This is a genomic window from Pseudoalteromonas sp. S3178 (assembly GCF_005886985.1).
Lineage (GTDB): Bacteria > Pseudomonadota > Gammaproteobacteria > Enterobacterales > Alteromonadaceae > Pseudoalteromonas > Pseudoalteromonas carrageenovora.
In genome coordinates this window covers 1-23,220 of the sequence record NZ_PNCW01000019.1, presented here as the reverse complement: position 1 = coordinate 23,220, position 23,220 = coordinate 1, and the positions used below count along the sequence as shown (strand labels likewise).

Annotated in this window: 27 protein-coding genes; 11 read left to right on the top strand and 16 right to left on the bottom strand. The window is 39.1% G+C overall.

Going from position 1 to position 23,220, the window contains the following annotated elements; all coding sequences use genetic code 11:
• Nucleotides 1–102: 102 nt before the first annotated feature.
• Both CWC11_RS04970 and CWC11_RS04965 read right to left on the bottom strand, forming a co-directional pair.
• Entirely contained in the window at nucleotides 103–540 is a 438-nt protein-coding gene (locus CWC11_RS04970; RefSeq protein WP_249330656.1) for an Imm49 family immunity protein, read from the bottom strand.
• A 41-nt stretch (nucleotides 541–581) separates the two neighbouring features.
• The gene (locus CWC11_RS04965) at nucleotides 582–953 is read right to left on the bottom strand and encodes a hypothetical protein (protein ID WP_138681773.1); all 372 of its coding nucleotides are present in this window, start codon (nucleotides 951–953) and stop codon (nucleotides 582–584) included.
• Nucleotides 954–1,624: 671 nt separating this feature from the next.
• On the opposite strand from CWC11_RS04965, the gene nfi reads away from it, so the two are divergent.
• Nucleotides 1,625–2,329, top strand: a complete 705-nt coding sequence (gene nfi, locus CWC11_RS04960; RefSeq protein WP_212748081.1) for a deoxyribonuclease V — start codon at nucleotides 1,625–1,627, stop codon at nucleotides 2,327–2,329.
• Here the strand turns inward: nfi and CWC11_RS04955 are convergent.
• Together CWC11_RS04955 and CWC11_RS04950 are read right to left on the bottom strand one after the other, a co-directional pair.
• Nucleotides 2,326–3,222, bottom strand: coding sequence for a hypothetical protein (locus CWC11_RS04955; protein ID WP_138681771.1), 897 nt, complete (start codon nucleotides 3,220–3,222; stop codon nucleotides 2,326–2,328). The two genes, nfi and CWC11_RS04955, sit on opposite strands and share 4 nt — an antisense overlap.
• The gene (locus CWC11_RS04950; protein WP_138681770.1) at nucleotides 3,222–3,578 is read right to left on the bottom strand and encodes a YwqJ-related putative deaminase; all 357 of its coding nucleotides are present in this window, start codon (nucleotides 3,576–3,578) and stop codon (nucleotides 3,222–3,224) included. The genes CWC11_RS04955 and CWC11_RS04950 overlap by 1 nt, the downstream gene beginning before the upstream one ends.
• On the opposite strand from CWC11_RS04950, the gene CWC11_RS04945 reads away from it, so the two are divergent.
• The 3 genes from CWC11_RS04945 to CWC11_RS04935 all read left to right on the top strand — a co-directional run bounded on the left by CWC11_RS04945 (nucleotide 3,520) and on the right by CWC11_RS04935 (nucleotide 5,112).
• A complete protein-coding gene (locus tag CWC11_RS04945) occupies nucleotides 3,520–3,867 on the top strand; it encodes a DsbA family oxidoreductase (protein WP_502704793.1) in 348 nt (115 codons plus the stop codon). The genes CWC11_RS04950 and CWC11_RS04945 overlap by 59 nt on opposite strands.
• Before the next feature lie 334 nt (nucleotides 3,868–4,201).
• On the top strand, nucleotides 4,202–4,693 hold the full coding sequence (locus CWC11_RS04940; RefSeq protein ID WP_138681769.1) for a hypothetical protein: 492 nt from the start codon (nucleotides 4,202–4,204) through the stop codon (nucleotides 4,691–4,693).
• Between the two features lie 221 nt (nucleotides 4,694–4,914).
• Nucleotides 4,915–5,112 carry a TonB family protein gene (locus CWC11_RS04935; protein ID WP_249330651.1) on the top strand — a complete coding sequence of 66 codons (198 nt, stop codon included), beginning with the start codon at nucleotides 4,915–4,917 and terminating at the stop codon, nucleotides 5,110–5,112.
• 67 nt (nucleotides 5,113–5,179) lie between these two features.
• Here CWC11_RS04935 and CWC11_RS04930 read toward each other — a convergent pair whose 3' ends face one another.
• The 5 genes from CWC11_RS04930 to CWC11_RS04910 form a co-directional block, all read right to left on the bottom strand.
• Complete coding sequence (locus tag CWC11_RS04930) at nucleotides 5,180–5,458, bottom strand: peptidylprolyl isomerase (RefSeq protein WP_004588770.1); 279 nt, start codon at nucleotides 5,456–5,458, stop codon at nucleotides 5,180–5,182.
• Nucleotides 5,459–5,548: 90 nt separating this feature from the next.
• Entirely contained in the window at nucleotides 5,549–5,971 is a 423-nt protein-coding gene (locus tag CWC11_RS04925; RefSeq protein ID WP_138681767.1) for a thiol-disulfide oxidoreductase DCC family protein, read from the bottom strand.
• 18 nt (nucleotides 5,972–5,989) lie between these two features.
• On the bottom strand, nucleotides 5,990–6,517 hold the full coding sequence (locus CWC11_RS04920; protein ID WP_138681766.1) for a response regulator transcription factor: 528 nt from the start codon (nucleotides 6,515–6,517) through the stop codon (nucleotides 5,990–5,992).
• A complete protein-coding gene (locus CWC11_RS04915) occupies nucleotides 6,514–7,755 on the bottom strand; it encodes an ATP-binding protein (protein ID WP_171038392.1) in 1,242 nt (413 codons plus the stop codon). The genes CWC11_RS04920 and CWC11_RS04915 overlap by 4 nt, the downstream gene beginning before the upstream one ends.
• A 48-nt stretch (nucleotides 7,756–7,803) precedes the next feature.
• Nucleotides 7,804–8,208: a nuclear transport factor 2 family protein gene (locus tag CWC11_RS04910; RefSeq protein WP_089349585.1), complete on the bottom strand. Its 405-nt coding sequence runs from the start codon at nucleotides 8,206–8,208 to the stop codon at nucleotides 7,804–7,806.
• A 219-nt stretch (nucleotides 8,209–8,427) separates the two neighbouring features.
• Here CWC11_RS04910 and CWC11_RS04905 point away from each other — a divergent pair, with 219 nt between their 5' ends.
• The gene (locus CWC11_RS04905) at nucleotides 8,428–9,507 is read left to right on the top strand and encodes a ketoacyl-ACP synthase III (RefSeq protein WP_089349839.1); all 1,080 of its coding nucleotides are present in this window, start codon (nucleotides 8,428–8,430) and stop codon (nucleotides 9,505–9,507) included.
• 67 nt (nucleotides 9,508–9,574) lie between these two features.
• On the top strand, nucleotides 9,575–9,961 hold the full coding sequence (gene gloA2 / locus CWC11_RS04900) for an SMU1112c/YaeR family gloxylase I-like metalloprotein (protein ID WP_138681764.1): 387 nt from the start codon (nucleotides 9,575–9,577) through the stop codon (nucleotides 9,959–9,961).
• A 43-nt stretch (nucleotides 9,962–10,004) separates the two neighbouring features.
• Here gloA2 and CWC11_RS04895 read toward each other — a convergent pair whose 3' ends face one another.
• Nucleotides 10,005–11,369: a leucyl aminopeptidase family protein gene (locus CWC11_RS04895; protein WP_138681763.1), complete on the bottom strand. Its 1,365-nt coding sequence runs from the start codon at nucleotides 11,367–11,369 to the stop codon at nucleotides 10,005–10,007.
• Between the two features lie 87 nt (nucleotides 11,370–11,456).
• Entirely contained in the window at nucleotides 11,457–11,879 is a 423-nt protein-coding gene (locus CWC11_RS04890) for a hypothetical protein (RefSeq protein WP_058549996.1), read from the bottom strand.
• Nucleotides 11,880–11,982: 103 nt separating this feature from the next.
• Here CWC11_RS04890 and CWC11_RS04885 point away from each other — a divergent pair, with 103 nt between their 5' ends.
• The 3 genes from CWC11_RS04885 (at nucleotide 11,983) to CWC11_RS04875 (ending at nucleotide 16,602) form a co-directional block, all read left to right on the top strand.
• Entirely contained in the window at nucleotides 11,983–12,171 is a 189-nt protein-coding gene (locus CWC11_RS04885) for an oxidoreductase-like domain-containing protein (RefSeq protein WP_138681762.1), read from the top strand.
• Nucleotides 12,172–12,498: 327 nt separating this feature from the next.
• Complete coding sequence (locus CWC11_RS04880; RefSeq protein ID WP_138681761.1) at nucleotides 12,499–15,078, top strand: TonB-dependent receptor plug domain-containing protein; 2,580 nt, start codon at nucleotides 12,499–12,501, stop codon at nucleotides 15,076–15,078.
• Nucleotides 15,079–15,165: 87 nt separating this feature from the next.
• Nucleotides 15,166–16,602 (top strand): tetratricopeptide repeat-containing sulfotransferase family protein, encoded by a 1,437-nt coding sequence (locus tag CWC11_RS04875; protein ID WP_138681760.1) that lies wholly within the window; start codon nucleotides 15,166–15,168, stop codon nucleotides 16,600–16,602.
• Here CWC11_RS04875 and CWC11_RS04870 read toward each other — a convergent pair whose 3' ends face one another.
• Nucleotides 16,603–17,505: an alpha/beta fold hydrolase gene (locus CWC11_RS04870; RefSeq protein WP_138681759.1), complete on the bottom strand. Its 903-nt coding sequence runs from the start codon at nucleotides 17,503–17,505 to the stop codon at nucleotides 16,603–16,605.
• Nucleotides 17,506–17,633: 128 nt separating this feature from the next.
• Between CWC11_RS04870 and rlmF the strand changes: the two genes are divergently transcribed.
• Entirely contained in the window at nucleotides 17,634–18,566 is a 933-nt protein-coding gene (gene rlmF / locus CWC11_RS04865) for a 23S rRNA (adenine(1618)-N(6))-methyltransferase RlmF (RefSeq protein ID WP_138681758.1), read from the top strand.
• Nucleotides 18,567–18,611: 45 nt separating this feature from the next.
• Nucleotides 18,612–19,616, top strand: coding sequence for a low-specificity L-threonine aldolase (gene ltaE / locus CWC11_RS04860; RefSeq protein ID WP_138681757.1), 1,005 nt, complete (start codon nucleotides 18,612–18,614; stop codon nucleotides 19,614–19,616).
• Here the strand turns inward: ltaE and CWC11_RS04855 are convergent.
• From CWC11_RS04855 to CWC11_RS04840, 4 genes are all read right to left on the bottom strand, one after another.
• Entirely contained in the window at nucleotides 19,590–20,183 is a 594-nt protein-coding gene (locus CWC11_RS04855; RefSeq protein ID WP_058549886.1) for a thymidine kinase, read from the bottom strand. The genes ltaE and CWC11_RS04855 overlap by 27 nt on opposite strands.
• An 80-nt stretch (nucleotides 20,184–20,263) precedes the next feature.
• Complete coding sequence (locus CWC11_RS04850) at nucleotides 20,264–21,058, bottom strand: transporter substrate-binding domain-containing protein (RefSeq protein WP_138681756.1); 795 nt, start codon at nucleotides 21,056–21,058, stop codon at nucleotides 20,264–20,266.
• Between the two features lie 68 nt (nucleotides 21,059–21,126).
• Complete coding sequence (locus CWC11_RS04845; RefSeq protein ID WP_058549888.1) at nucleotides 21,127–21,597, bottom strand: methylated-DNA--[protein]-cysteine S-methyltransferase; 471 nt, start codon at nucleotides 21,595–21,597, stop codon at nucleotides 21,127–21,129.
• On the bottom strand, nucleotides 21,597–22,949 hold the full coding sequence (locus CWC11_RS04840) for a DNA-3-methyladenine glycosylase 2 family protein (RefSeq protein ID WP_138681755.1): 1,353 nt from the start codon (nucleotides 22,947–22,949) through the stop codon (nucleotides 21,597–21,599). The genes CWC11_RS04845 and CWC11_RS04840 overlap by 1 nt, the downstream gene beginning before the upstream one ends.
• Between the last annotated feature and the right edge of the window lie 271 nt (nucleotides 22,950–23,220).

Sequence of the window (23,220 nt, the reverse complement as noted above, 5' to 3'; positions counted from 1 at the left end):
AAATTAAAGGCTGCAATATGCAGCCTCTTAGCCTAGTTTAAATAAATAGTTATACACTCCAATCCACCTTATAAAATTAACTCGTAGCCAAACGAGGATGATTTAAGCATATTCAAACTCTTTGTAAATCAGCCACTTTGGCAGGTAAGGGGTGTCGGGTACTTGCCAACCATGTTTATCATAGGCAAGGCTAGCCACTGCGCTTATTAGCAGAGCTACATCGCCTTTCCACGTAACTGTGCCCTCTGGTGGGTCATTGTAAAACTTATAGTGTAATTCAATAGCCTTGAAGATTGCCCGTTTATAATGAGCTTCATCGTTTAATAAAAGCGCTACCCACACATCCAAATAAGGCAAGAAAAGCTGGTTCACGTAAGGCGCTCTAAATTCATCAACATGCTCAGGGCCTGACTTTTCCATTACCTCGCGTAATAACACTGTTTGGTCTGCGTCTTGTACAAATATATTTCGCACAAAATTTAGGAGTGCGTAGTCAAGGGCGTCAGGGTACTCAAGCCAATTTTCTTCGCATCGACAGATTAGCTCAGTCGCATCAGCATCTCTTAAGCACAGGGCTAAACTTAATTGCAGTAATCAATCATGATTAACCGATGTTCAGAATGACCTTCTAAGCGAAATACGTGATCTTTTAAAGTAAAAATATGGCGCTGCCCGGGGTTTGACACTAAATTATAATGCGCATGCAATAAATCTAGGCCAAAGCGCATAATAGGCACGCCCTCAAGCCCTTTTTCTGCATTTTGTGCATGAAAGCTTAGACTTATACAATCCATTGCGTCAGAGTTTAACCGTGCCTGTGGCTCCTCATAAATCGCGGGCTCTAGCTCGAGATAACGCTGCCACCTATTGTTATAAGTATCTAAATGAATTTGAAAGGCATTTTGCAAGTTCACTAATTTATAGTGGTCATTGTGGTACTTTAATTCGCTCATAACTGAATCTTTCCAATGGTGTAATTTGTCACGTCAAACGTTGGCTTTAAGCTGCTGCCAGTTTGAAACTTCTGCTGCACTTTGCGAAATTCAATTTTATCAGAATATTTTTCAAATGTTTGTAAAGTGTTACCTAGCGCTTGTATTTCTGCACCACACCAGCAGGTAGCACTAGCTTTTCGTCAAGCACTTGGCGTGCATTGTCTGCATAGCTGCCGATATCAATGCCATCGCTACCAAGAACTGGACAGACATTGGCACTAAACGATGACTGAGGCGAAAGCCAAGAGCCTTAATTAATCATCAATGATGCTTAATTAAACTGCCTAAATTCATATGGCGTTCTTTATTCAAGCCACAGTGCATATTCACACCAATCGACGTCATTATTAGATGCGTAGTCATATCTAAAGTGAGTTTAAAAATAACAACATTTGGTTTTTTGAATAAAAAGATCAAGAAAACACAGCTGCCTACTTGATCGGAACTTTCTAATGGATGCCCTACTCTTTTTATTCTTTTCTGACCCTATTCTTTTCTTCCTCGGTGAATAGCCCTAAGTGGAGGCAAATCATTAAAGGTGGATGGTTTTTTAAACTGGTCCTAGATCAACCCAGCTTTAGTGTTATACTTTGATGAGATACTTCAAATTATACTATTTTATAAGTCACATGGAAGAGCAACAACATTTCGATGAACTGCTATTTATTGCGAAACAAGAAAAATTAGCTAAATCTGTAAAAATACATAACGAATTTAATGATATAAATACAATTGCTGGTGTCGATGTTGCCTATAACGAACAATCATCTGAAGTTGTTGGCGCAATTACAGTACTGAATGCTGATACATTAGAAGTACTTGAAGTACAAACCAACATTGAACCTATTAGCTTCCCTTATATTCCCGGGTTATTTTCTTTCCGCGAACTCCCACCACTTTTAAGTGCATTTAATAAACTCACAACTGTGCCAGATTTGATCGTTTGCGATGGCCATGGCCTTGCACACCCAAGACGTTTCGGCCTTGCTTGTCACTTAGGTGTCACCTTAGATATCCCCACTATAGGCTGTGGCAAGAGCAAGTTATTAGGTGAGTTTAAAGAACTTGCAAAACACCGTGGCGCAACGTCTGATTTAATAGATGACGACAAGATTATTGGCAAAGTGCTACGTACGCAAGATAATATCAAACCCGTTTATGTATCCATTGGCCATAAAGTATCACTAGATACTGCAGTGGAGTGGGTGTTAAAACTAGCGTCTAAATATCGACTCCCAGAAACCACTCGCCAAGCAGACCAATTGGTTAATAGTACTTTAAAAGAGCATAAAGAAAAGACTTATGAAAAACCATCAGTCTCACATACTCATTAATAAGTTTTATTTTCGTATGAAATATTTACATTCTTAAAGTTATCATTTCGAAAAGCAATGACTTCATCTAGCCCTAAATTAACTAAATGGTGAAAGCTTAGTTCTTCTAGCTCCAGCCAAGCATGTTTGTTAAGCTCATATAAAATATTCCTGCTAATATTTGAGACAAGAAGCCTATTAACTGGGAATTCTAACAGCGACGGCAGTAATTCTGTAAATTTTATATCCGTTACGTCTTGTAAGCTAAGCTCTATAACATTATCAGAAGACAATTTTTTTATATCGTTAAAGCTAGTAATTTTTAGCGGTGAATTATCAACTGCAGCATTCAAAGAAAAGATATCGTCAATACTTTTATAGATATATATACCACGAAGCCTGTTTTCTTTACTAAAAGCTAACTTTAAACTTCTTTTATCCTCTGCTTGAAACCTAGCTTTATAATAAGACATCACTGAAGGTTCATTCCATATATATTCATACCGAAGAGGCCCTGCGCCATAAATTAATTCAGAGTAGCAATCATGCTTATGAAATTGTTGAGACAAACCATCTAATTCCCATCCTTCAATGATACAACGTACATCACACACCCAACCATAGGCAGTCTCATAGACAACACCATTGAAAGGTTTGCCTTCGTGAATAAGCTGAAGATTTCCATCCCATTCTTGATCAATGGCCGCATCTAAAAGCTCAAGCCCTTTAATGTCTATAAAAGGTAAATCGTAATCACCCAATATTTGACCATTAAGAAATTGCTTTTTACTAACAACAATCCCGCTTTCAGCGAAAATAGCAACGCCCGTAAAGGGCGTTCCTTTAAAAAAGTAGGTATTATCTTGGTTCACTAGCGCATCAAACACAACAAGTGGTGGAGCTTCACATTTCATTATTCAACTTTTCCCGTGAGAATTTCAAACTTTTTTAATATACCAGAACAATTCATACAAGCAGGAAAGTTTATTCCTGCGTCATCGCCTTTTAACCTCACAGTTGCAATCGAAATATCTGAAAAACTAACTGTGGGGTTCTCTTTTAATATTTTATTTACTGATCGAACTTCAGCATGAAGCCCAGGTGCATCAGCTCTTCCATGAGGTATTTGAATTTCATATTTATAAGCAAAATCTAAATATGATTTTATTTCTGTAATTAATCGCGTGCACACCAGCAGGGTCAGGTTTTGTATCTTGCCTTTTACTACAAAACGCAAGAAGAAAGACCTGACTCTATTATTTCTTGCCATGTTTGAAGCACACTTCACCGATTTAAAATACTTAAATCAAGAAGACGCTCTGCTTGATGTAGTAGCAAGTGTTGGCCTTGATAAAGAAGAGGCCCGCAGTATTTTACACTCAGATAAATACGTACAAACAGTGCGCCAAGAGCAAGACCGCTTTAAGCAAATGGGTATTACCTCGGTACCTACCTTTATTATCAACGATAAATATGCAATTAATGGCGGACAACCAAGCGATTCGTTTATTCAAGCACTTAAACAAATTAGTGAAGAAGAAGCCAAGCAAGAAGTTTAGTTATTAGCTTTATAAATAAAATTGGCTAAGTATTTCAACAATAAAACGCCCGCTAATTAATAGTGGGCGTTTTTACAATCCTCTATAACTAACAACATTTAAACTTAGTTTTTAATTAGATAGATGAGCAGTCCAATGCTTCCTCCTGATATAACAAACTTCAACATATCTCTATTTATACATTTAACTATTTTGGCATGTAACTTGTACCTATTTATCGAGTAATGCTTTAAAGAAGACATCGGCAATACTATGCCGTCTATAAACAACATCAAAACTATCCTGCTTACTATAAGAGGCATGGTTACCTGTTTAATCACATAGGGAATGTATAATGTTAAATATTGACACTCAACTTAGCGTTTCTTCGCTAAATAAACTACAAATCCGTGATTTAAATGAAACTGAAATTTCTGGATTTGCAGACATTCTAAAGCAAACAAAGGAAGACACTAATACCCCAAAGGCATTTTTAAAGTCACTCACTACTGATGAACTACAACTCGTAAAAAAAGCCAATAGCCTCGCCTCTACTATTAATGTTGATTCATTAAGTGCCGAAGGTGCTCAAAATCTATTAAGCCAACCTGATGGCTCAGATTTGGTAGATTTAAATAATGATGGCATCGTTGAAATAGGTGAGTCAAGAAGTATACATTTCCCTCCTGTTAATGCGCCTTTGCATGTGAAAACAGCATGGAATAAAGCAACAGAGGGTTTGGATTGGGCCGAAAAAGCAAGAATTGAACTAACACTGCATTCTATGGTGTATGGATTCAATATTAACGGCTCCGGTACAAAAGATGCACTTGCACCGCAGGAGTAATGGAACAGAACTAATATTGATGCGCTCTCTGAGTATGCTTATTCGAATTTGGAATTTAGAGTAAACTTAGAAGGTTGGAGCGATTACAATAAACAGCTCAACGATGTTTACGATAAATTTTTTACTTCTGTTTTGCAACATAACACTAATGCCTCACTGTCGGAGTTTGACGCTTCAAATTAACGCCCTATTCACCAGAGGAAACGATGTCAGGTAAATCAATGGCTACAGTGATTTATGTAGATAGTTGTGGGCGTCCAAATAATATTAAAGTTATTAACGCTAAACCTGAGCAAGTGTTTAATAGTGAAGCCAAACGCGCCTTATCAAAATGGCAATACTCACCTAAGGTTGTTAATGGTATTGCTGTACCTGACAAAAACTTAGAAATAACAATTGAGTTTAACTTGGATAATTAATAATCGGGTAAGTTTATATATTGAAGGCTGCAGAGTGCAGCCTTTTGAGTATTTGTCAGCAAGCTTATTAAGTACGGTAAAGAACTTTAATAACGTGCCAGCCAAATTTAGTTTTAACTAAATGGGGCTCTAAAATAGCGCCATTAAAGGCTATTTTGTCAAACTGCGGAACCATTTGCCCGCGTCTAAATTCGCCTAGGTCACCACCTTTTTTACCCGATGGGCACGACGAATATTTTTTAGCTAAGGTTTGAAACTTTGCACCTTTACCTAATTGCTTAATAATGTCTTCTGCTATTTCTTTGTGTTTAACCAATATGTGGAGTGCGTGCGCTGTACTTGCCATTTCAAAGCCCTGATAATTTAAAACGCGGCGATTTTAGCACAGCCACTTAAACCTATCATCTACTTATACTGCAATGTATGAACGACTAGTTTATAAATAATGCTTTGCATCATCTGGGCTGGGTATTTTGCAATAGTTGTACTTGCCAAATAAGGTATAGCGATTTAAAGCAATTTTATCGTACAGCCAATTATTAAAGTTGTTAGGTAAAATACTAAATACAGTGGCTAATTTATAGGGGTAATCTAGCTGCTTTACTACTTCAAAAAAAGCATGGCTTTGCGTGTACGCTTTGCCGTTTTGTAGGTAAACCATTGAGGCGTATTGTGTGGTTGAAAAACCAAAGTGAGTTAACAGCAGTGCACCTTTTGGTGATTGCACGCTGCATAGTTTAAAAATGACATTGGCATCGTTACTAATTATAAAATTACACCACGCACTACATAATTTACACTGCGCATCGAATAATATAATTTTTTGATTACGCATTAATGTAGCCGCATCATCACTCATTTTATATCCTTTAAGCGGTTACTGCTGAACCGGCTTTTTTTGTAACTTCCGCTGCAATGTACGCCTGTGCATATTTAACTGCCTCGCAGTGGCCGACACATTGCCATTATTACTATGCAGTACTTGTTGGATGTGCTCCCACTCTAAACGCTCTGGCGACATAACCGGTGTTACAATACTGCTCACATTTTGCGTATTTAAATCGGCGTTTAGGGCCTTTAATAATGTGGCCATATCAACGGGTTTAGTAAGGTAGTCGTCAGCGCCCACACGCATGGCCTCTACTGCGGTGGCTATGCTTGCAAATCCGGTTAGTAATACAATATGCGCCTGCGCTAATAAGCTGCGCAGTGGCTTAATTAAGGCAAGGCCGTTATCGTCACCCAATTTCATATCGAGCAAAATACAATCTGGCAAGTATTTATGCGCACTTAGTAATGCATCACTTTGATTATGCGCAACCTCACAACTATAGCCTTGTTTTGTTAAACGCCTAGCGAGGGTGTTGGCTAGGTTTATATCGTCTTCAATTATAAGTAATTTCATGTATGTGACTGCTCATTATTTACTATGGCTAATTTTACTTTAGCAACCGCCCCGCCACCAGCATGATTATACAAAGTAAGCGATCCGTTTAGGCGCTCAAACGTTACATTAGAAAGCAGAACCGCAAGCCCCATACCTTGGCTACTAGGCATAAGTTGCCCACCAAGCTCTGCTAACTGTGATTGGCTAAAACCGCTGCCAAAATCACGAATTAGCAAATATACACATTCACTATGTTGATTATTTTGCTGCCAGCGTAGCTCTAACTCGGTTTGGTTATTTTTTTGATTAGCAATGCATGCATTTTGTAGCAAATTGAGAATAGCAGGTAATAGCATTGCATCACTTTTTAAGGTGGCTGCTATTGGCTCACTTAACCAATTAATGTGCTGATCAGGGTATTGCAGTAATAATGTGTCGGTAATTTGCGTTTGCAGTTGGCTAACTGTTGTGTGCTCTTTGGTATTTTTATTTCGAAGCTGTGCAGAGAGCTTTCTAAAGTCGTTTAATTGCGTAGCACACTGCTTAAGTGGCGTTCGCATTTGACGAGCGACAGGGTTATCTGGTTGCTCTTCTAAAAGCTCTTCAAATAATAATTGTAAGTTAGCGATGGGTGTAGCGAGTTGATGAGTTATTTGCGCCGCTGCGCCATCTAGGCTTACTAGTTGCTCGTTGCGTAATTGTTTTTCGCGAGCTTTGGCTATTGTACGTTCGCGTTCTTTTAATGCTCTACTCATAGCGCCAATAACGAGGGCAATTACGCTTGCGCTTAAAACAAAATTTACCCACATGCCTATAAAGTGCCCACTCATATTCATTTGATGCATACTATGATCGGGCATTCTAATTAATAAAAAGCTATAAGCGGCAATAGCAAGTACCGCTATATAAGCGAGTCCTTTTTCACGGAGCGTTACAGCTGCAATCATTATAGGTAATAGCAGTAACGACACAAACGCATTGGTTGCGCCACCACTTAATGAAAGCAAAATTGTTAAAAATAATACATCAGCAGTGAGCTGCATTAACATGCCAACTGGGCGAGCTTGGCTTACATTTCGATAGGCAAATACGCTCACTAATTGAAATATAGCCTCTACCGCTATTACCAATAATAAAGGCAATAACGCTATTTGGTGCTCTAATAAAAAATACACGCTCAGTACAGCAATTAACTGCACAACAATAGCGCCACTACGAAGCATTAAAAGGCGACTAATAGTAGGATCGGTTTGCATAAACAAGGTGCGGTTTACCTATAAAATTTAAAACGTTAATAAAAGCAGTTAATCATCATCCATTGATATGGTAAATAGCGCGCACGGCGTTCCTTGATGAAATACCATTTTCCATTGTTCGTTACTTTTACGCCACAGCGACATTCGTAGGGAATAATTAAATTCACTCCTGGCTGAGCGCCTATAAGCAGCTTGATAACTAATTTGTGCTACATCATCGCTAAGCATTCGCCCTTTAAAGTGCTGATTATAAAACTGTGGAACAACTTCAGTAGGTAAGCGGGTAATTACATGGTGTTTATCGAACACAGTGCCATTAGCAGCAATTTCAATAAATTCATCATCGAGCAAGGCATTTAATGCATCCCTTGATTGGCGTACATCTGGGTCTAATAACTGCCGCTCAGAATCTATTAAATGATTAAATAACGACGCTTTAATTTTGCTACTCATGCACTTCCCTTTTATCAGTACAAACTTAAATTAATAATACCTTTATTTGCTTTAAATTCGAACGGTTATATTGATAAATGCCCCGCTTATGAATCAAAAATTGCACTAAATTAAAACTTTAAGGGACAAAATAGGGTAATAACTTCTCTTAAAGGGCAATTTTTGGTATAACTCCCCAACTAGAAATACATGTCAGACCACCTTTTAAGAGAACACACTATGTCTTACGCACATATCACTGGTTGGGGTAAATGCATTCCACCAGCAAGCATTAGCAACGATGAAATTAGCGAAATAGTTGATACCAACGATGAGTGGATCACCACACGTACAGGTATAAAGTCTCGAAGAGTTAGTCATGTAAGTACCGCTGAACTTGCAACCGTTGCCGCAAAGCACGCCATTGATTGTGCAGGTATTGACGCAAAAGATATCGATTTAGTTATTTTAGCAACGTGTACCCCCTCTACCGTAGTAGCAAATACTGCCTCTATGGTGCAAAAAAATATCGGTGCTACAGGTGCTGCAGCTATGGATACAAATGCTGCGTGTTCTGGCTTTTTATATGCACTTCAAGCAGCTACTGCACAAATTCAAGCAGGTATGATTAAAAAGGCGGTGGTTATTGCTGCCGAGCGCATGACTTGGTATGTAAACTGGGCACGCCGTGACAGCGCAGTATTATTTGGTGATGGTGCAGGTGCAGTAGTACTTGAAGCCGCAGACACACCTGCTGGCCTACTTGGTACTAAAACCGGTTGTGACAGCGAAGACAGAGATATTTTACATATCACCAACTTTGGAAGCGATTTAAATAAATATGAGCCAATTGGTCCGTCTGACTTACTGTTTGAAGGCCGTGAAATTTTTAAACGTGCTGTTAAAGGCATGAGCGAAGCGTGTGATGATGTATTAACGCAAGCCAATTTGAGCCTTGATGACATAAACGTATTAGTGCCACACCAAGCTAATTTACGTATTATTCAGGCAATTCAGCATCGTTTAAAAGTACCTGATGAAAAAGTAATGGTAAATATTGCTGACTACGGTAATACGTCGGCCGCAACTATTGCGATTGCGTTGTGTGAAGCTGTTGAAAAAGGGCTAATTAAACCACACTCAAATATAATGTCGGCAGCGTTTGGCGCCGGTTTAACGTGGGCAGCAAGCTACATAAAATGGGGCGAGCGTGTAACACCTATTAAAGTAAGTGATGCAACCTTACCACCTTGTGAGCTAACAGGCCTTGAGCTTGTAGCCCCAGCAGTTAAAGCATGTAAAGAAGCTGAGCCAAGCTAAAAACATATGTAATAAGCTATACATAAAACGCACTTTTTAAGTGCGTTTTTGCTTTAAGGAATTAAATTTGAAACTTTTAGGTATTCATCACGCTGCTATTATTTGCAGTGATTACGCTCGTTCTAAACACTTTTATAGCAACATACTTAAACTTGAAGTTATTAACGAGCACTTTAGAGCTGAGCGTAACTCTTATAAATTAGATTTAGCCATGCCTGATGGTAGTCAAATAGAGTTATTTTCGTTTGATAGAGCACCTGCAAGACCAAGCTACCCAGAAGCGCAAGGCTTAAGGCATCTAGCATTTAAAGTTAAAAACGTAGCTCAAGCAAAAAAGTATCTAGAGACGCAAAATATCGCTGTGGAAGAAATAAGAGTGGATGAAATAACCGGCAAAAAATTCACCTTTTTTGCCGATCCAGACAATTTACCACTTGAGCTGTATGAGGTTTAACACTCATAAGCTCAAGTTATTCACTTACTATTGAATCAAAAACTTACTTATTAAAGCGGCTTTGCAGGTAATTAAATACTGCACGAATCCCTAGCGCTTCACCGCCCGTAGGGCGACCAGGTAATGCACGTAAATTCCATGCCATTACATCAAAATGTACCCATGGAGTGGTTGGCTCTACAAATTCTTTTAAATAAAGCGCCGCGGTAATTGCACCACCAAATGGTGTGCTTGCACAGTTTGCCATATCAGCTACATCGCTCTTTAAAAAGCTTTTGTACTGATCAAATAAAGGCAGTTGCCACACCGGATCGCTTACATCCATTCCTGCATCAATAATACCATTTGCTACATCGCGCTCTGTTGAGAAAAAGCCAGGCAGTTCAGTACCTAAAGCAACACGGCAAGCACCTGTAAGGGTCGCAAAATCTATAATTAGCTCAGGGTTATCATTTTGTGCTTCGCTAAGCGCATCACACAACACTAAACGCCCTTCTGCGTCGGTATTATCTATTTCAACCATAATGCCTTTACGCGTTTTAATTACATCACCTGGGCGAAATGCATTTCGCGATACCGCATTTTCAACCGCAGGCACTAAGACACGCAATCTAATTGGTAAGTTAGCGGCCATAATTAATTGTGCTAATGCAATTACATGCGCTGCTCCGCCCATGTCTTTTTTCATGTTACGCATGCCCGAGCTTGGTTTTAAATCAAGCCCGCCTGAATCAAAACATACCCCTTTACCTACCAAGGTAATAAGCGGTGCGTCTTTTGCGCCCCATTTTAAATCAAGTAAACGCGGTTTGTTTTCGCTTGCGCGACCTACCATATGTATTGTTGGGTAATTTTGCTCTAATAGCTCATCGCCAATCCACTGGGTAAACTCGCCATTGTAATTATTGGCTAAATCTTCCATTACTTGCGATAAATGCTGCGGCATCATATCTACTGCCGGTGTGTTAACTAAATCACGTGCTAAATAAATAGCATCGGCTTGTTGCTTAATACGCTGATATAGCGCGTCATCGGCAATGGCTAATTGTGCTTTAGCAGTTGGCTTTTCTTTATATTCGCTAAACTCATAGCCGCCTAATACAAAACCAAGCGCCACTTGCTCTATAAAGGCATCATCACCTTGAATTTGATACGTGCCCAGCGGTAATTTATTTGCAAGCTCGCCTGCTGCCCAAAAGTCTTCTTTGCTTTGTAATAAACAATATACGTGGCTTAACTCACCCGTTTGCGCATCTGGCACTAACGCTAAGCCTTGTTTTTCAAAGCCGCTATTGGTTAACCATGTTTGAATAAAAGCAGGTTGTTGAGATTGCCAGTCAGTTAACTCGTTTTTAAGAATAAAAGATAAAGGAATACCAGAAGAAGTATGACGAAGTAATGCACTCATTAAAAAGCTCATATATTATAAAAATGGTACTTAAGAGCATATCAATAAGCACAGTTAAAAGGTATAGCTAATTTAGAGGGATTTTTGTTACTTTTTTATCGAGTTGTTAGACTGTTGCTCTTGATTTTCTTGAGCTATTTTTTGATCTAGCTCTTTTATAGGTTTGTTGATATTAAACGAACTAGGTAATACATCAACGCCTACTAAGCTGCCAAGCTTTACAACTAAAGGAATGGTGATAGGCGCAAAGGGTAACAACGCAAAAACACCTAACCCTAGCCCTTTTAAAATATCAACAAATTGCTCATTAGCGCGCTTTAGCTCTTCTTTATTTGTTTGGCCTTGCGTGTAGCGCCTATATATAGTGAGCATTTCTTTGGTTTCTTGTTTTTCTTGTTCGAGCGCAATTTTAAGCGCCACCATAGCACGACGAAAGCGAAGCTGTTGACGCTTTTTACTAATCTTAACTACCCGCCAAGGCGCACGGTGAATAACTTTATATAATCGCATAACGGTTATTTTCACACAGGCACACTCGTTCACAAAGAATAATTTACTTACACCATTCATTACCTTATTCTTTGCACCAACTTGGTACTAAATACGTACAATTATGCATCATAATAAAAATCAATCACTGCAAAAACCTGGAAAACCGAAACCCGATGAATGTTGTGGAGGAGGAAGTTGCTGCCCTTGCGTATGGGATGCATATAGACAGCAATTAGCTATTTATAACCAAGCTCTAAAAAAATTAGAAAACACAGAAAAACCAGAAAAAGAAACAACATTGCAACATTAAACGTTTTATAACTGCATTATTTTACTAAATCCCACCCCCACAAAGCACCAAAATAGTTCATTTCACCTTTAAAATGCACCATTGTTGCATTTTTAGTTTTGTTTGAAGTTTTTGTTATTGAATGGTTAATTAATATTGCCCTCTCTGTTTTTTATGTATAGGCTGTAACTAGGACATAAAATTGAGGTTAACTTAATTGTTCAAGAAGTACTCTTAATACATTTTTATACAATTGTTAACCCCTCTCTTTTCTAGTCCAAAATCTAAAAATAGTAGTGCAAAACAAGCATTACAAAACAAAAATTATTCTAACTGGGGAAATTTAGAATGAAATTAAAAAACAATGCGCTAAATCAAGCAATTAAATTTGCATTAGCAACAACCACTGCAGGGTTGTTTATTTCAGGCTCAGCTATAGCAGCAGACGAGCAAAGCGAAACTAAAGTAAATAAAAATGTTGAGAAGATTGCTGTAGTAGGTACGCGCTCTGCTCCTCGTTCAATCGGTGATTCACCTGTTCCTATTGATATTATTGGCGGTGAAGAATTAGAAAAATCGGGTAACACCGATATGCTTGAGCTTTTAAAAGGCGCCGTTCCTTCTTTTAATGTTCATCAAAACCCAATCAGTGATGCTGCATCACTTGTACGCCCTGCAAACTTACGTGGTTTGCCTTCAGACAGCACATTAATTCTTTTAAATGGTAAACGCCGTCACCGCGCTTCTGTCATTGCATTTTTAGGCGGTGGTATAAATGATGGTGCACAAGGCGCCGACATTTCCGTTATTCCAAGCATTGCACTTAAACAAGTAGAAGTACTGCGTGATGGTGCTGCAGCTCAATACGGCTCTGATGCTATTGCCGGTGTAATGAACTTCCAACTTAAAGATGCCTCTGAAGGTGGTAAGTTCGAAGTACGCCATGGTCAATACTATGAAGGCGATGGCGACACAACACAGATTTCAGGTAACGTGGGCTTACCCTTTACCGACAACGGTTTTGCTAACTTAAGTTTTCAATATAAAACAGCTGATGCGACAAGTCGTTCAGAGCAACGCCCTGATGCAGCCGCACTTTCTGCTGCAGGTGTGCCAGAAGTTTCTTCGCTTGCGCAAGTTTGGGGTGCTCCAGAGGTTGATGATGATATCTCAATTTTTGGTAACTTTGGTTTAGAACTAACAAACGACTCAGAATTTTATATGTTTGGTAACTACTCTGAGCGTGACGTACGTGGTGGTTTTTACTACCGTAACCCGCATACTCGCCCAGGTGTTTACTCAAACGATGGCGGTGAAACACTGCTTGTTGCCGATTTAACAGAAGACATGAGCGGTAACTGTCCAACTATCGCAATCGACGATAACGTGCTTGATAACCCAGATTACATTAGCGGTGTTGCTAATAACCCAGATTGTTTTGCATTTAATGAAACGATCCCTGGTGGTTTTACACCTAACTTTGGTGGCAACATCACAGATACCTCTTTAACTATTGGTACAAAGGGTATGTTTACGGGTGGCTTCTTTAAAGGTGCGTTTTACGATTTAAGCGGTACAGTTGGTTTAAACGAATCTCGCTACTTTATTTACGATACGGTTAATGCGTCATTAGGTGCAGACAGCCCGCGTGATTTTAGCCCAGGTAAATACGAGCAACTAGAGAAAAACTTTAACTTTGACCTTTCTAAAGGCTTTGATTTTGACCTAGCGTACGATGTAAATATTGCCGGTGGTTTAGAATGGCATGAAGAAACATTCACTGTTATCTCAGGTGATGAAGCATCGTTTACTGCAGGTCCTTTAACTGAACAAGGTTTTGGTATTGGCTCTAATGGTTTCCCTGGTTTCAAACCTTCTGACGCAGGCGAATATACACGCCGTAACTACGCAGCTTATGTAGATATTGAAGCACCCTTTACAGAAGACTTCTTAATGGGCCTTGCGGTACGTTTTGAAGATTACGACAGCTTTGGTACAACAACAAACTACAAAGTAATGGCGCAGTATCACGTAACTGAAGATCTAAATGTACGTGGCTCAGTAAGCACAGGTTTCCGTGCTCCTACTGTTGGCCAAGCTAATGTAAGTAACGTACAAACCAACTTAAGTGATGGCGTATTACAAGATTCAGCACTATTACCACCAACAAACCCAATTGCAGTGCAATTAGGTGGTACAGAGCTTGAGCCAGAAGAGTCGCAAAGTTACACGTTAGGTGCGGTTTACACTATTGGCGATTTATTCTTAACACTTGATTACTACAACATTGAAGTTGATGACCGTATCAGCCAATCTGAAAAAATTGTACTTAGCCAAGATGATAAAGACACGTTAGAAGCAGCAGGCGTACCAAATGCGCAAAGTTATGCGCAAGTAAGCTTTTTCACAAATGACTTTGATACAACAACTCAAGGTATTGACTTAGTAGCAAACTACACAGCCGACATGCTCGGTGGTAGCTCTACATTTAGCCTTGCTTACAACTGGAATGAAACTGAAGTAACTAAGTTCAGCGACATTACCGGTGAGTTTAAAGTTAAACGTTTAGAAGAAGATTTACCTAACCACCGTGCAACGCTTACTTGGGCACAACAGTGGGAATCAATCTCGTTATTTACACGTGCTAACTACTACGGCGAGTACCAAGGTGTTCACGTAGATTACGATGCAACAGCAAAAACAGCTGACGCAGCAGTAACCATTGACGCTGAAATTACATACTTCTTAAATGAGTCTGTTAGTTTCTCGATTGGTGCTCAAAACTTGTTTGACCAAGATGCTGAAAAACTTGATTTTGAAGACCGTACGGGTATCCCTAATAATAACTGGGGTGGTCAGTACTACGAAACATCTCCTTATGGAATTAACGGCGGCTTTTACTACGCAAAAGCTACGTATACTTTCTAAACTATTTTCATGATAGACCAAGGCGAAATGTTAAGACATTTCGCCTTTTTTATTTTATATTAATTAAAAAAACAATAATGCCTCATCATGCTAATTAAAAAAGCCAACCAATTACTCCAAGAGAATAAACTCAAAGAAGCCGAGTTTCATTTTAAAGCAATTTTAAATAGTAACCCGCAAAGTGGCGAAGCATTATTTGGTTTAGGCAGGATAGCTCTTAGGTTAGAGCGCTTTGATGCAGCGGTTTATTTATTGCAAAAGGCATGTGGGCTTTTACCGCATATGTTAGAGCCACTACACGCGCTTGCTGATGCATTTAATGGCGTTAATTCTCCTAACGATGCGCTAAAAGTGCTTGAATACGCCAAAAGCATAGCAAGTCATAACCCTGAGCCTCATTACTACTTAGCCCAGCATTATTTAAATTACGGTGAGCTCGACAAAGCACACACTACGTTTGCTCATGCACTCAGCATGGGGCTATACCCAGTTACGGCTTACATATTATTTGAGTTGGTGCAGCTAGGTCGCTTTAATAAAGAGCACAACTACATAAGTAATTTACATCACTTTTTAACGCAAACCAATAACTTGCGTTTAAAAATGGTGTGTTACTACGCATTAGGTAAGAGCTACGATAAATTAGATGATACAGAGCAAGCATTTAACTATTACGTACTTGCTAATAAGTTACAAAAAAAACTCACTGATTTTAATACCGCACAGCTGAATCCTTTTTATAAACGTATTTTAGAGCAAAACACACCAGCACTTATCAAAAGTGCAGATCACACTTTTACCGGCTCTATAACCCCCGTATTTATAATAGGCATGCCACGCAGTGGCTCAACATTACTTGAGCAAATGCTGGCAAATCATTCACAGTTTTCAACACTTGGTGAAAACTCAAGCATTAGTAATCAGGTGGTGGCTTTTATTGAGCAACAAACACAAACGCCCTACCCTGAGTGTTTGAACTTGATTACGAGTGATTTAATAGCTAAAGCGCGTAATATTTATATTGAAACATTAAAAACAGCACAGCCAATTCGCCCTTATATTGTTAATAAGTTACCGAGTAATTATCAGTCTATTGGGCTTATTTATTTACTATTTCCAAACGCTAAGTTTGTAAATTTAAGTCGGGATTTTAACGCAACGGCTTTTTCGGTATTTAGTAATTACTTTGCTCAAAATGAGCCTTACTTTTGTGATTTAACAGAGTTTAAGCACTACCACACACTTTATACCGAACTAATGGTGCATTGGCAGAGTATGCCAGATATAGCCATTTATAATATGAGTTATGAGCAATTAGTAACTGAGCCTAAAGCGCAACTAAACGCGTTATTTTCGTTCTTAAATTGCCAGTTTGAGCCACAGTGTTTGCAGTTTCACACACGAAAGTCGGCCGTAACAACACTAAGCAAACAAGCTATTAGACAACCTGTAAATACATCTGCAGTGGCGCATTGGCAGCGCTATAAAACACCACTTTTAAAACTCCTAGATGAAACACCTTAATTAACTATGATCATTAAACCAGGTTAATACATCGCTAAATTGCTCATCACGGGCGCTTGGGTGGGTAAGCATATTGATATGATCATAATCAACATGGTGACCATGGCGTTTACCGTAAATTTTTAAGGTTTGTTTGCCTGGCCCTGATTCTGCTATAAACTTTTTAATATCAATAGGCTGTGCGAGAGCTTTGTCGTTTACTGCTGCAACATGAAGCGTAGGCGGTACATGCAGCTTAGCTAACGCACTGGCGTAATCAAAACCATCATCGCTATCAACCCACGGGCGTTTTTTAGCCCACTGCATACTTTGATAGTGCGACTTTTTCGATTCGTTATCACTGCCCCATTTATAACCTTTGGCATTTAAAAACCCGTGTTTTTTAGCAAGTAATGGCGCCATAAAATACCAAATAACATTCGCTTGCAGTAACTTTTTAGGATGGTTATTAAACAGTGAACGCTTTGAGCCAAAATACGCACATGCTTTAACGTCTTTCAAATATTCAGGGAAGCGCGCAAATACGCTATTCATTAATACGCCGCCCCAAGAATGGGCAACCCAATAATCAGGCTTTTTACCTTCTAATTGTTCAATATGATTAATAAAAGCAGGAATATCTTCTACTATGGCTTCTGTTTGGCCATATTTTGAATGGCGAGTTATAAGCGGTTTACTTTCTCCGCGCCCACGTAAGTCCGCCACATAGCAACAATAGCCTTGCTCTGCTAAAAAAGGCGCTAACCCTTTATTACTGTGAGTATAAAAAATTTTGCCGTTTTCTACTGCGCCATGCATTAAAAACACCACAGGACCTGATTGCTCATCGTTCGCAATACGACGTAAATGCAACGTTTGCTGTTCGGCTAATTGAACAAAATGTGATTGCTGAGTGATTGCCACGTATTTTCCTTTATAATTTTTATGAACTCATCCTACCAGTTGCCGTGCTAATTCTAAAGTAAATGGTTGCACTTTTTAGCTATGCATTTGATACAATTGCGTCATTATTAAATTGCTAAATTTAAGCTATGAAATCAAAATCAAACAGCAACAAGTTACATCCTCGCAATCAGCACTTAAATGGCTACGATTTAGACATGTTATGCGAAAAACATAATGCGTTAGCACCCTTTATAGTGGTAACACCCGCGGGCAGTAAAAGCATAGATTTTAGCAATAACAAAGCAGTTAAAACACTTAATCAGGCTCTGTTAAAAGCGCACTATAATATTGAATTTTGGGATATACCGGATCAAAACTTATGCCCCCCTATTCCAGGGCGAGTAGATTACATACATTACTTGGCCGATTTATTAAGCACAGATAACCAACAAAACATACCTACAGGGCGTCAAATTAAAGCGCTTGATATTGGCACCGGTGCTAACTTAGTTTACCCACTTACAGGTAGCCACGAGTATAACTGGCACTTTACGGGTAGTGATATAGATGCAAGTTCAATAAAAATTGCTAAGCAAATTGCGCAGTTTAACGGTTTAAAAATCACCTTAAAACAGCAAAAAAATGCATCTTCTATTTTTAAGGGCATTATTAATCAAAAAGATTTATTTCACGTAACTTTGTGTAACCCTCCGTTTCACGCAAGCGCGGATGAGGCTAACAAAGGCACTGAGCGAAAATGGAAAAATTTAGGTAAAGCTCCGCAAAACACCCTTAACTTTGGCGGCCAAAATAACGAGTTGTGGTGCGAAGGTGGTGAAGCGAAGTTTATCAGTAATATGATTACTGAAAGCGAGCAATTTGCAGAGCAAGTAATATGGTTTACCTCCTTGGTTTCAAAAAAAGAAACGCTTGCTGTATTAGAAGAAAGGCTAAGCACGCTACCTATTGCTGAATATAAAATTATAGATATGGCGCAGGGACAAAAAATAAGTCGCTTTATTGCCTGGAGTTATTTTGATAAGGCCACCCGAGAGCAAATTTTTGAAGAGTTTGTGTAAACTCATAAAAATAATAAAGCCTGCACTAATAAAGGAATAACAACAATGATAGATTTTCGCTCAGACACCGTTACTCAACCGTCAAAAGCCATGCGCGATGTAATGCATAATGCACCTGTTGGCGATGATGTATACGGCGATGATCCTAGCGTAAACCAACTAGAATCATACGCCTGTGAGCGTTTTAACTTTGACGCCGCGCTTTATTGCAGCTCTGGCACACAAGCTAATTTACTGGCGTTAATGGCACATTGCGAACGCGGGGATGAATATATTTGTGGGCAAAATGCCCATAATTATAAGTTTGAAGGCGGTGGCGCTGCCGTGCTTGGCTCTATACAACCTCAACCTATCGAAAACGAAAAAGATGGTAGCTTATGTTTTAACAAAATTGCCGCAGCTATAAAACCTGACGATAGCCACTTTGCAAACACTCGCTTGCTTAGCCTTGAAAACACCATTGGTGGAAAAGTGCTCCCGCTTGAGTACTTAGTCCAAGCTCGCGACTTTGTTAATACGCATAATTTAGCGCTGCATTTAGACGGAGCACGCGCATTTAATGCAGCCGTTGAGCTAAATGTTGATATAACAGCAATTACAAAGCACTTTGACTCTGTTTCAATTTGTTTATCTAAAGGCTTAGGTGCACCAATAGGCTCGTTATTATTGGGCTCACAAGAATTAATTCACAAAGCTAGGCGCTGGAGAAAAGTGCTAGGCGGTGGGATGCGACAAGCAGGAATGCTGGCAGCCGCTGGGCAATATGCACTTGAAAACAACGTAACCCGTTTAAGTGATGATCATGCTAATGCGCGCTACTTGGCAAATAAGTTAAATGAGCTAAATGGTTTTAGCGTTGATATGAGCAATACAACCAACATGGTGTATGCAAGTTACTCAGGCGGCACTAACATTAGTAAAATTGCCAATGAGCTTGCACAAAAAGGGATATTAATTAGCCCAAGCAAGCAGCTTAGGCTAGTAACGCATTTAGATATTACGCGCGAAGATATTGATACATTTTTAAATGCTTTGTCGGCCCATATTTAATTCTGCTTTATAGTGTTTGCGGCACACCGAAACGTATCGGTCGTTGCCGCCTATTTCCACTTGGTTACCATCGGCAATGGCATTGCCATTTTCATCAGTACGCAGCACATGGTTTGCTTTGCGTCCGCAATGACACACCGTTTTAAGCTCAATCAGCTTATCGGCCCACGCTAATAAGTACTGTGAGCCAATAAATAACTCGCCTCTAAAATCGCTACGCAAGCCATAACATAATACCGGAATACCGAGTTCATCCACTACATCGGTTAATTGCATTACCTGCTCTTTTGATAAAAACTGACACTCGTCAACCAACACACAATGGCGTTTTTTTTCATCTTGCAGCGTTTTAATAAGATCAAATACATTTTTAGATTCATCAAATATATGTGCATCTGCCTGCAGGCCAATACGCGATGATACTTTTCCTACCCCTGAGCGATTATCAATTGCAGCTGTTAAAATAACCGGTTCCATACCGCGTTCGCGATAGTTAAATGCCGATTGTAATAAAGTGGTTGATTTACCCGCATTCATCGCTGAGTAGTAAAAGTATAATTGAGCCATTACAGTGCCTAAAGAGAAAAAGTGCGCTTATGCTACCTTAATATGCCATTAATACCAATTTCATATCATCTTTAACTTAGCTATTTCTCAAAGGCTTGCAAGTATTTTACATAAACAGGTGCGCTATCAAACCTAGATAACCATTGCCACATCTCAAGGCTTAAAGCGTTATTTTCTGCGTAAAATTGTTTAGAAAAAATAAGATAGCCATTTGTGGTTTCGTAAGGAGGATAAATGGCCTTAACATTTTTATTATGCGGGTAGCTCGATACATTTAAATCATCTACTTTGCATAAATCAACACTCGCTTGTACTACTCCCTTATCAAGAAGCTCAAATGCTTTAGCTTTAGAAAACGTATTATGAATAAATAAAGGCTCATCTTTTAAGGTGCTATTGAGGCCATAACCATTAGGTATAGCAATAGTGAATGCTTTGTTTTGAAAAACTTCGCGAGAGTGCCACTCCTTATGGAACTTAGAGTTACCAATTAAACAACTACTAAAGCGACTCACAGCAAATTGCGATTGTAAGTCGCCCTTTTCATTAAACGGGTAAGCTGCAATTCGCTCACGGCCTTGGCGATAACTTGCAATAACCGCATCTACCTTATTAAATTCAAGATCGTTTAGACATCTGCGCCAAGGTTTCCTTACAAATTCAACCTTAACACTGTCTAATGCAGCGTCTAATTTACGAAGTACTTCTATAGAGGCACCTGGTTTATCTATCGGTACTTCTTGCCCTACGCCTAAAAACATAGGCGCGATATCTTTATCTTCGTAACAAAATAAAATCGTTTGAGGTTTGGCAAACACTGCTGAAGAAAACATCAAAATAATTATAAATAAATAATTTAAGCTGCTGATACTCATAATAATTTTTATCAATAAATAATATTAAATTGTAGCTTGTGATAATAAAGCTGCCAGTACTGTATCTATTAAATTATCCCTTCATGCTTTAGTAGCCAACTTTTTCTCTCAAGTCCACCGGCATACCCTGTAAGTTTTGAGTTTGCACCTATTATACGATGGCACGGTACAATAATGCTGATAGGATTTTTGCCATTTGCGGCACCAACAGCCCTGACTGCTTTTGGGTTACTTAATGCCGTGGCAATATCACCGTAGGTGTTCGTTTTCCCATAAGGCACATTTAACAATGCTTGCCATACACTTTGTTGAAATGCCGTGCCTTTTGTATCAAGAGGTACATTAAAAGTGGTGCGCGTATTATTAAAGTACTCATTAAGCTGTTCAGCACAGCAAAGTATTGCTGTATTCGTTACTTCTTCAAAAGGGGTATGAACATATTCTACATGCGGGTAAAAGCCCACATAGCTAACCCCTACTTCAGTTGCCTGAATAATAATATCGTCTATTGGGCTTGGGATACGTGTTTGAATTATCATTATAATTGCTGCCATAGTTGAAACGTTAAGTAAGAACGAAAAGGAGCACAATTTTCACTCTCAAATGGGGTTGCCGCAGCCTGTGCTTTTTTAACCCCTAAATCCCCATCTAGTAATATGTCGGGCAGGCTTTGCCCTCTTAATTTTGCATAATTAACCGTCCAAGGGCCAATTCCTTTTAAGCTTAGCCATTGATCTAAATCATTACAGTCAGGGGTTAGTGCACAAAACTCAGCTAAGTTGTGCAATGCGTTTTTTCGCGCTTGTGGCATTTTAAAAAATGTAAACTCACTTTTAGCAACGCGATCTGCACTTGGAAAGTAGACTCGTTCACCTTGTTCTTCACCAAGTTCATTCACTAACTTTGTTACTAAATTATGTGCAGCTGTAACGCTTACCTGTTGACCAAGTACCGCTCTTACTCCTGCCTCAAAGCTTGACCAAATACCCGGTATTCTTAAACCGTGAGTGAGTGTAAATGCGTTATTTATATTATTAGCTAAATGACTTTCGATTAAATTAATATCTGCGTCTAAATCAAGTACGCGCCGTATATTATTAATGACTTGTTGCAGGTAAAGCGTGTTATCGATATCTATCTCAACAACAAAGTAATTTTTACTTTCCACAAAACGCGCGTTAAAACTTCCTTTACAACTAGCGTAGGTAAATGTACGACCATAACTTTTATCATCAAGCCACTCTATTGGCTTAATAAGCCTTTTTGCTAAAAAACAATGTAACGCTTGCCAATTATAAGGGGGCCTAAAAGGTAAAGTTAGTTTAAGTGTAGAACTTGATGGTTTGTCACTTGAACGAAGCTTAGAAGGGGCAATATTCAATTGTTGTAAAAAAGCGTCGTTAAAACGTCTAATACTTTTAAAACCTGATGCAAACGCAATTTGCGTAAGCGGGAGGCTTGTTTCTTGAATTAATTTTTTAGCGAAATGACACTGATTAAATAATCTATATTGTGTAATAGACACACCAAAATATTGAGAAAACAGTCGTCTTAAATAACGGCTACTTATTCCTAAGCGAGCTGCTAGCTTTTCACAGTCGTGCTCATCGTTTTGATCTATTAACTGCTTTGCTCTAAGCGCTGTTGTTTTTGTGCCCTGCCAAGCAGCACTGCCCGGAGCACTGTCGGGGCGGCATCGAATACAAGGCCTAAACCCAGCTTGGGCAGCATTATGTGCAAACTGATAATAAGTTACATTTTTTTCGTGTGCAGTGGGAGCTGGGCATATAGGTCTGCAATATATCCCCGTACTTTTAACAGCAATATAAAAAAGCCCATCAAAACGGGCATCTCTACTTTGACGTGCCTTTTGCCAATGCTGAATATTCATAAAGCTGCTCAGTATAATAAATTAAGATGCCAGTAGCTTATAGAAACGATAGTACATTACTAGCCATTTTCGGACCTTAACTAAACCCTATTTTTTTATGAGTTTATAATATTGCACTTAATTTATTAACCAAAGCGCTAACCAAGAGATTAACTAGGGCGTGTTGATCTTTGCGGATTGAAATTTGTTCAATCTAGGGGCGATTAAATCGCGGCGCAAGGTTTGTAACCTAGTGGGCTAAGTAAAAATCGAGCAACAAAGAGTTTATCGC

Bases quoted from the DNA above. Each gene is read 5' to 3' on its own strand.
- CWC11_RS04965 (WP_138681773.1), bottom strand. From the start codon at position 953: ATGAGCGAATTAAAGTACCACAATGACCACTATAAATTAGTGAACTTG.
- nfi (WP_212748081.1), top strand. From the start codon at position 1,625: ATGGAAGAGCAACAACATTTCGATGAACTGCTATTTATTGCGAAACAA.
- CWC11_RS04955 (WP_138681771.1), bottom strand. From the start codon at position 3,222: ATGAAATGTGAAGCTCCACCACTTGTTGTGTTTGATGCGCTAGTGAAC.
- CWC11_RS04950 (WP_138681770.1), bottom strand. From the start codon at position 3,578: ATGGCAAGAAATAATAGAGTCAGGTCTTTCTTCTTGCGTTTTGTAGTA.
- CWC11_RS04940 (WP_138681769.1), top strand. From the start codon at position 4,202: ATGTTAAATATTGACACTCAACTTAGCGTTTCTTCGCTAAATAAACTA.
- CWC11_RS04935 (WP_249330651.1), top strand. From the start codon at position 4,915: ATGGCTACAGTGATTTATGTAGATAGTTGTGGGCGTCCAAATAATATT.
- CWC11_RS04930 (WP_004588770.1), bottom strand. From the start codon at position 5,458: ATGGCAAGTACAGCGCACGCACTCCACATATTGGTTAAACACAAAGAA.
- CWC11_RS04925 (WP_138681767.1), bottom strand. From the start codon at position 5,971: ATGAGTGATGATGCGGCTACATTAATGCGTAATCAAAAAATTATATTA.
- CWC11_RS04920 (WP_138681766.1), bottom strand. From the start codon at position 6,517: ATGAAATTACTTATAATTGAAGACGATATAAACCTAGCCAACACCCTC.
- CWC11_RS04915 (WP_171038392.1), bottom strand. From the start codon at position 7,755: ATGCAAACCGATCCTACTATTAGTCGCCTTTTAATGCTTCGTAGTGGC.
- CWC11_RS04910 (WP_089349585.1), bottom strand. From the start codon at position 8,208: ATGAGTAGCAAAATTAAAGCGTCGTTATTTAATCATTTAATAGATTCT.
- CWC11_RS04905 (WP_089349839.1), top strand. From the start codon at position 8,428: ATGTCTTACGCACATATCACTGGTTGGGGTAAATGCATTCCACCAGCA.
- CWC11_RS04895 (WP_138681763.1), bottom strand. From the start codon at position 11,369: ATGAGTGCATTACTTCGTCATACTTCTTCTGGTATTCCTTTATCTTTT.
- CWC11_RS04890 (WP_058549996.1), bottom strand. From the start codon at position 11,879: ATGCGATTATATAAAGTTATTCACCGTGCGCCTTGGCGGGTAGTTAAG.
- CWC11_RS04885 (WP_138681762.1), top strand. From the start codon at position 11,983: ATGCATCATAATAAAAATCAATCACTGCAAAAACCTGGAAAACCGAAA.
- CWC11_RS04880 (WP_138681761.1), top strand. From the start codon at position 12,499: ATGAAATTAAAAAACAATGCGCTAAATCAAGCAATTAAATTTGCATTA.
- CWC11_RS04875 (WP_138681760.1), top strand. From the start codon at position 15,166: ATGCTAATTAAAAAAGCCAACCAATTACTCCAAGAGAATAAACTCAAA.
- rlmF (WP_138681758.1), top strand. From the start codon at position 17,634: ATGAAATCAAAATCAAACAGCAACAAGTTACATCCTCGCAATCAGCAC.
- ltaE (WP_138681757.1), top strand. From the start codon at position 18,612: ATGATAGATTTTCGCTCAGACACCGTTACTCAACCGTCAAAAGCCATG.
- CWC11_RS04855 (WP_058549886.1), bottom strand. From the start codon at position 20,183: ATGGCTCAATTATACTTTTACTACTCAGCGATGAATGCGGGTAAATCA.
- CWC11_RS04850 (WP_138681756.1), bottom strand. From the start codon at position 21,058: ATGAGTATCAGCAGCTTAAATTATTTATTTATAATTATTTTGATGTTT.
- CWC11_RS04845 (WP_058549888.1), bottom strand. From the start codon at position 21,597: ATGATAATTCAAACACGTATCCCAAGCCCAATAGACGATATTATTATT.
- CWC11_RS04840 (WP_138681755.1), bottom strand. From the start codon at position 22,949: ATGAATATTCAGCATTGGCAAAAGGCACGTCAAAGTAGAGATGCCCGT.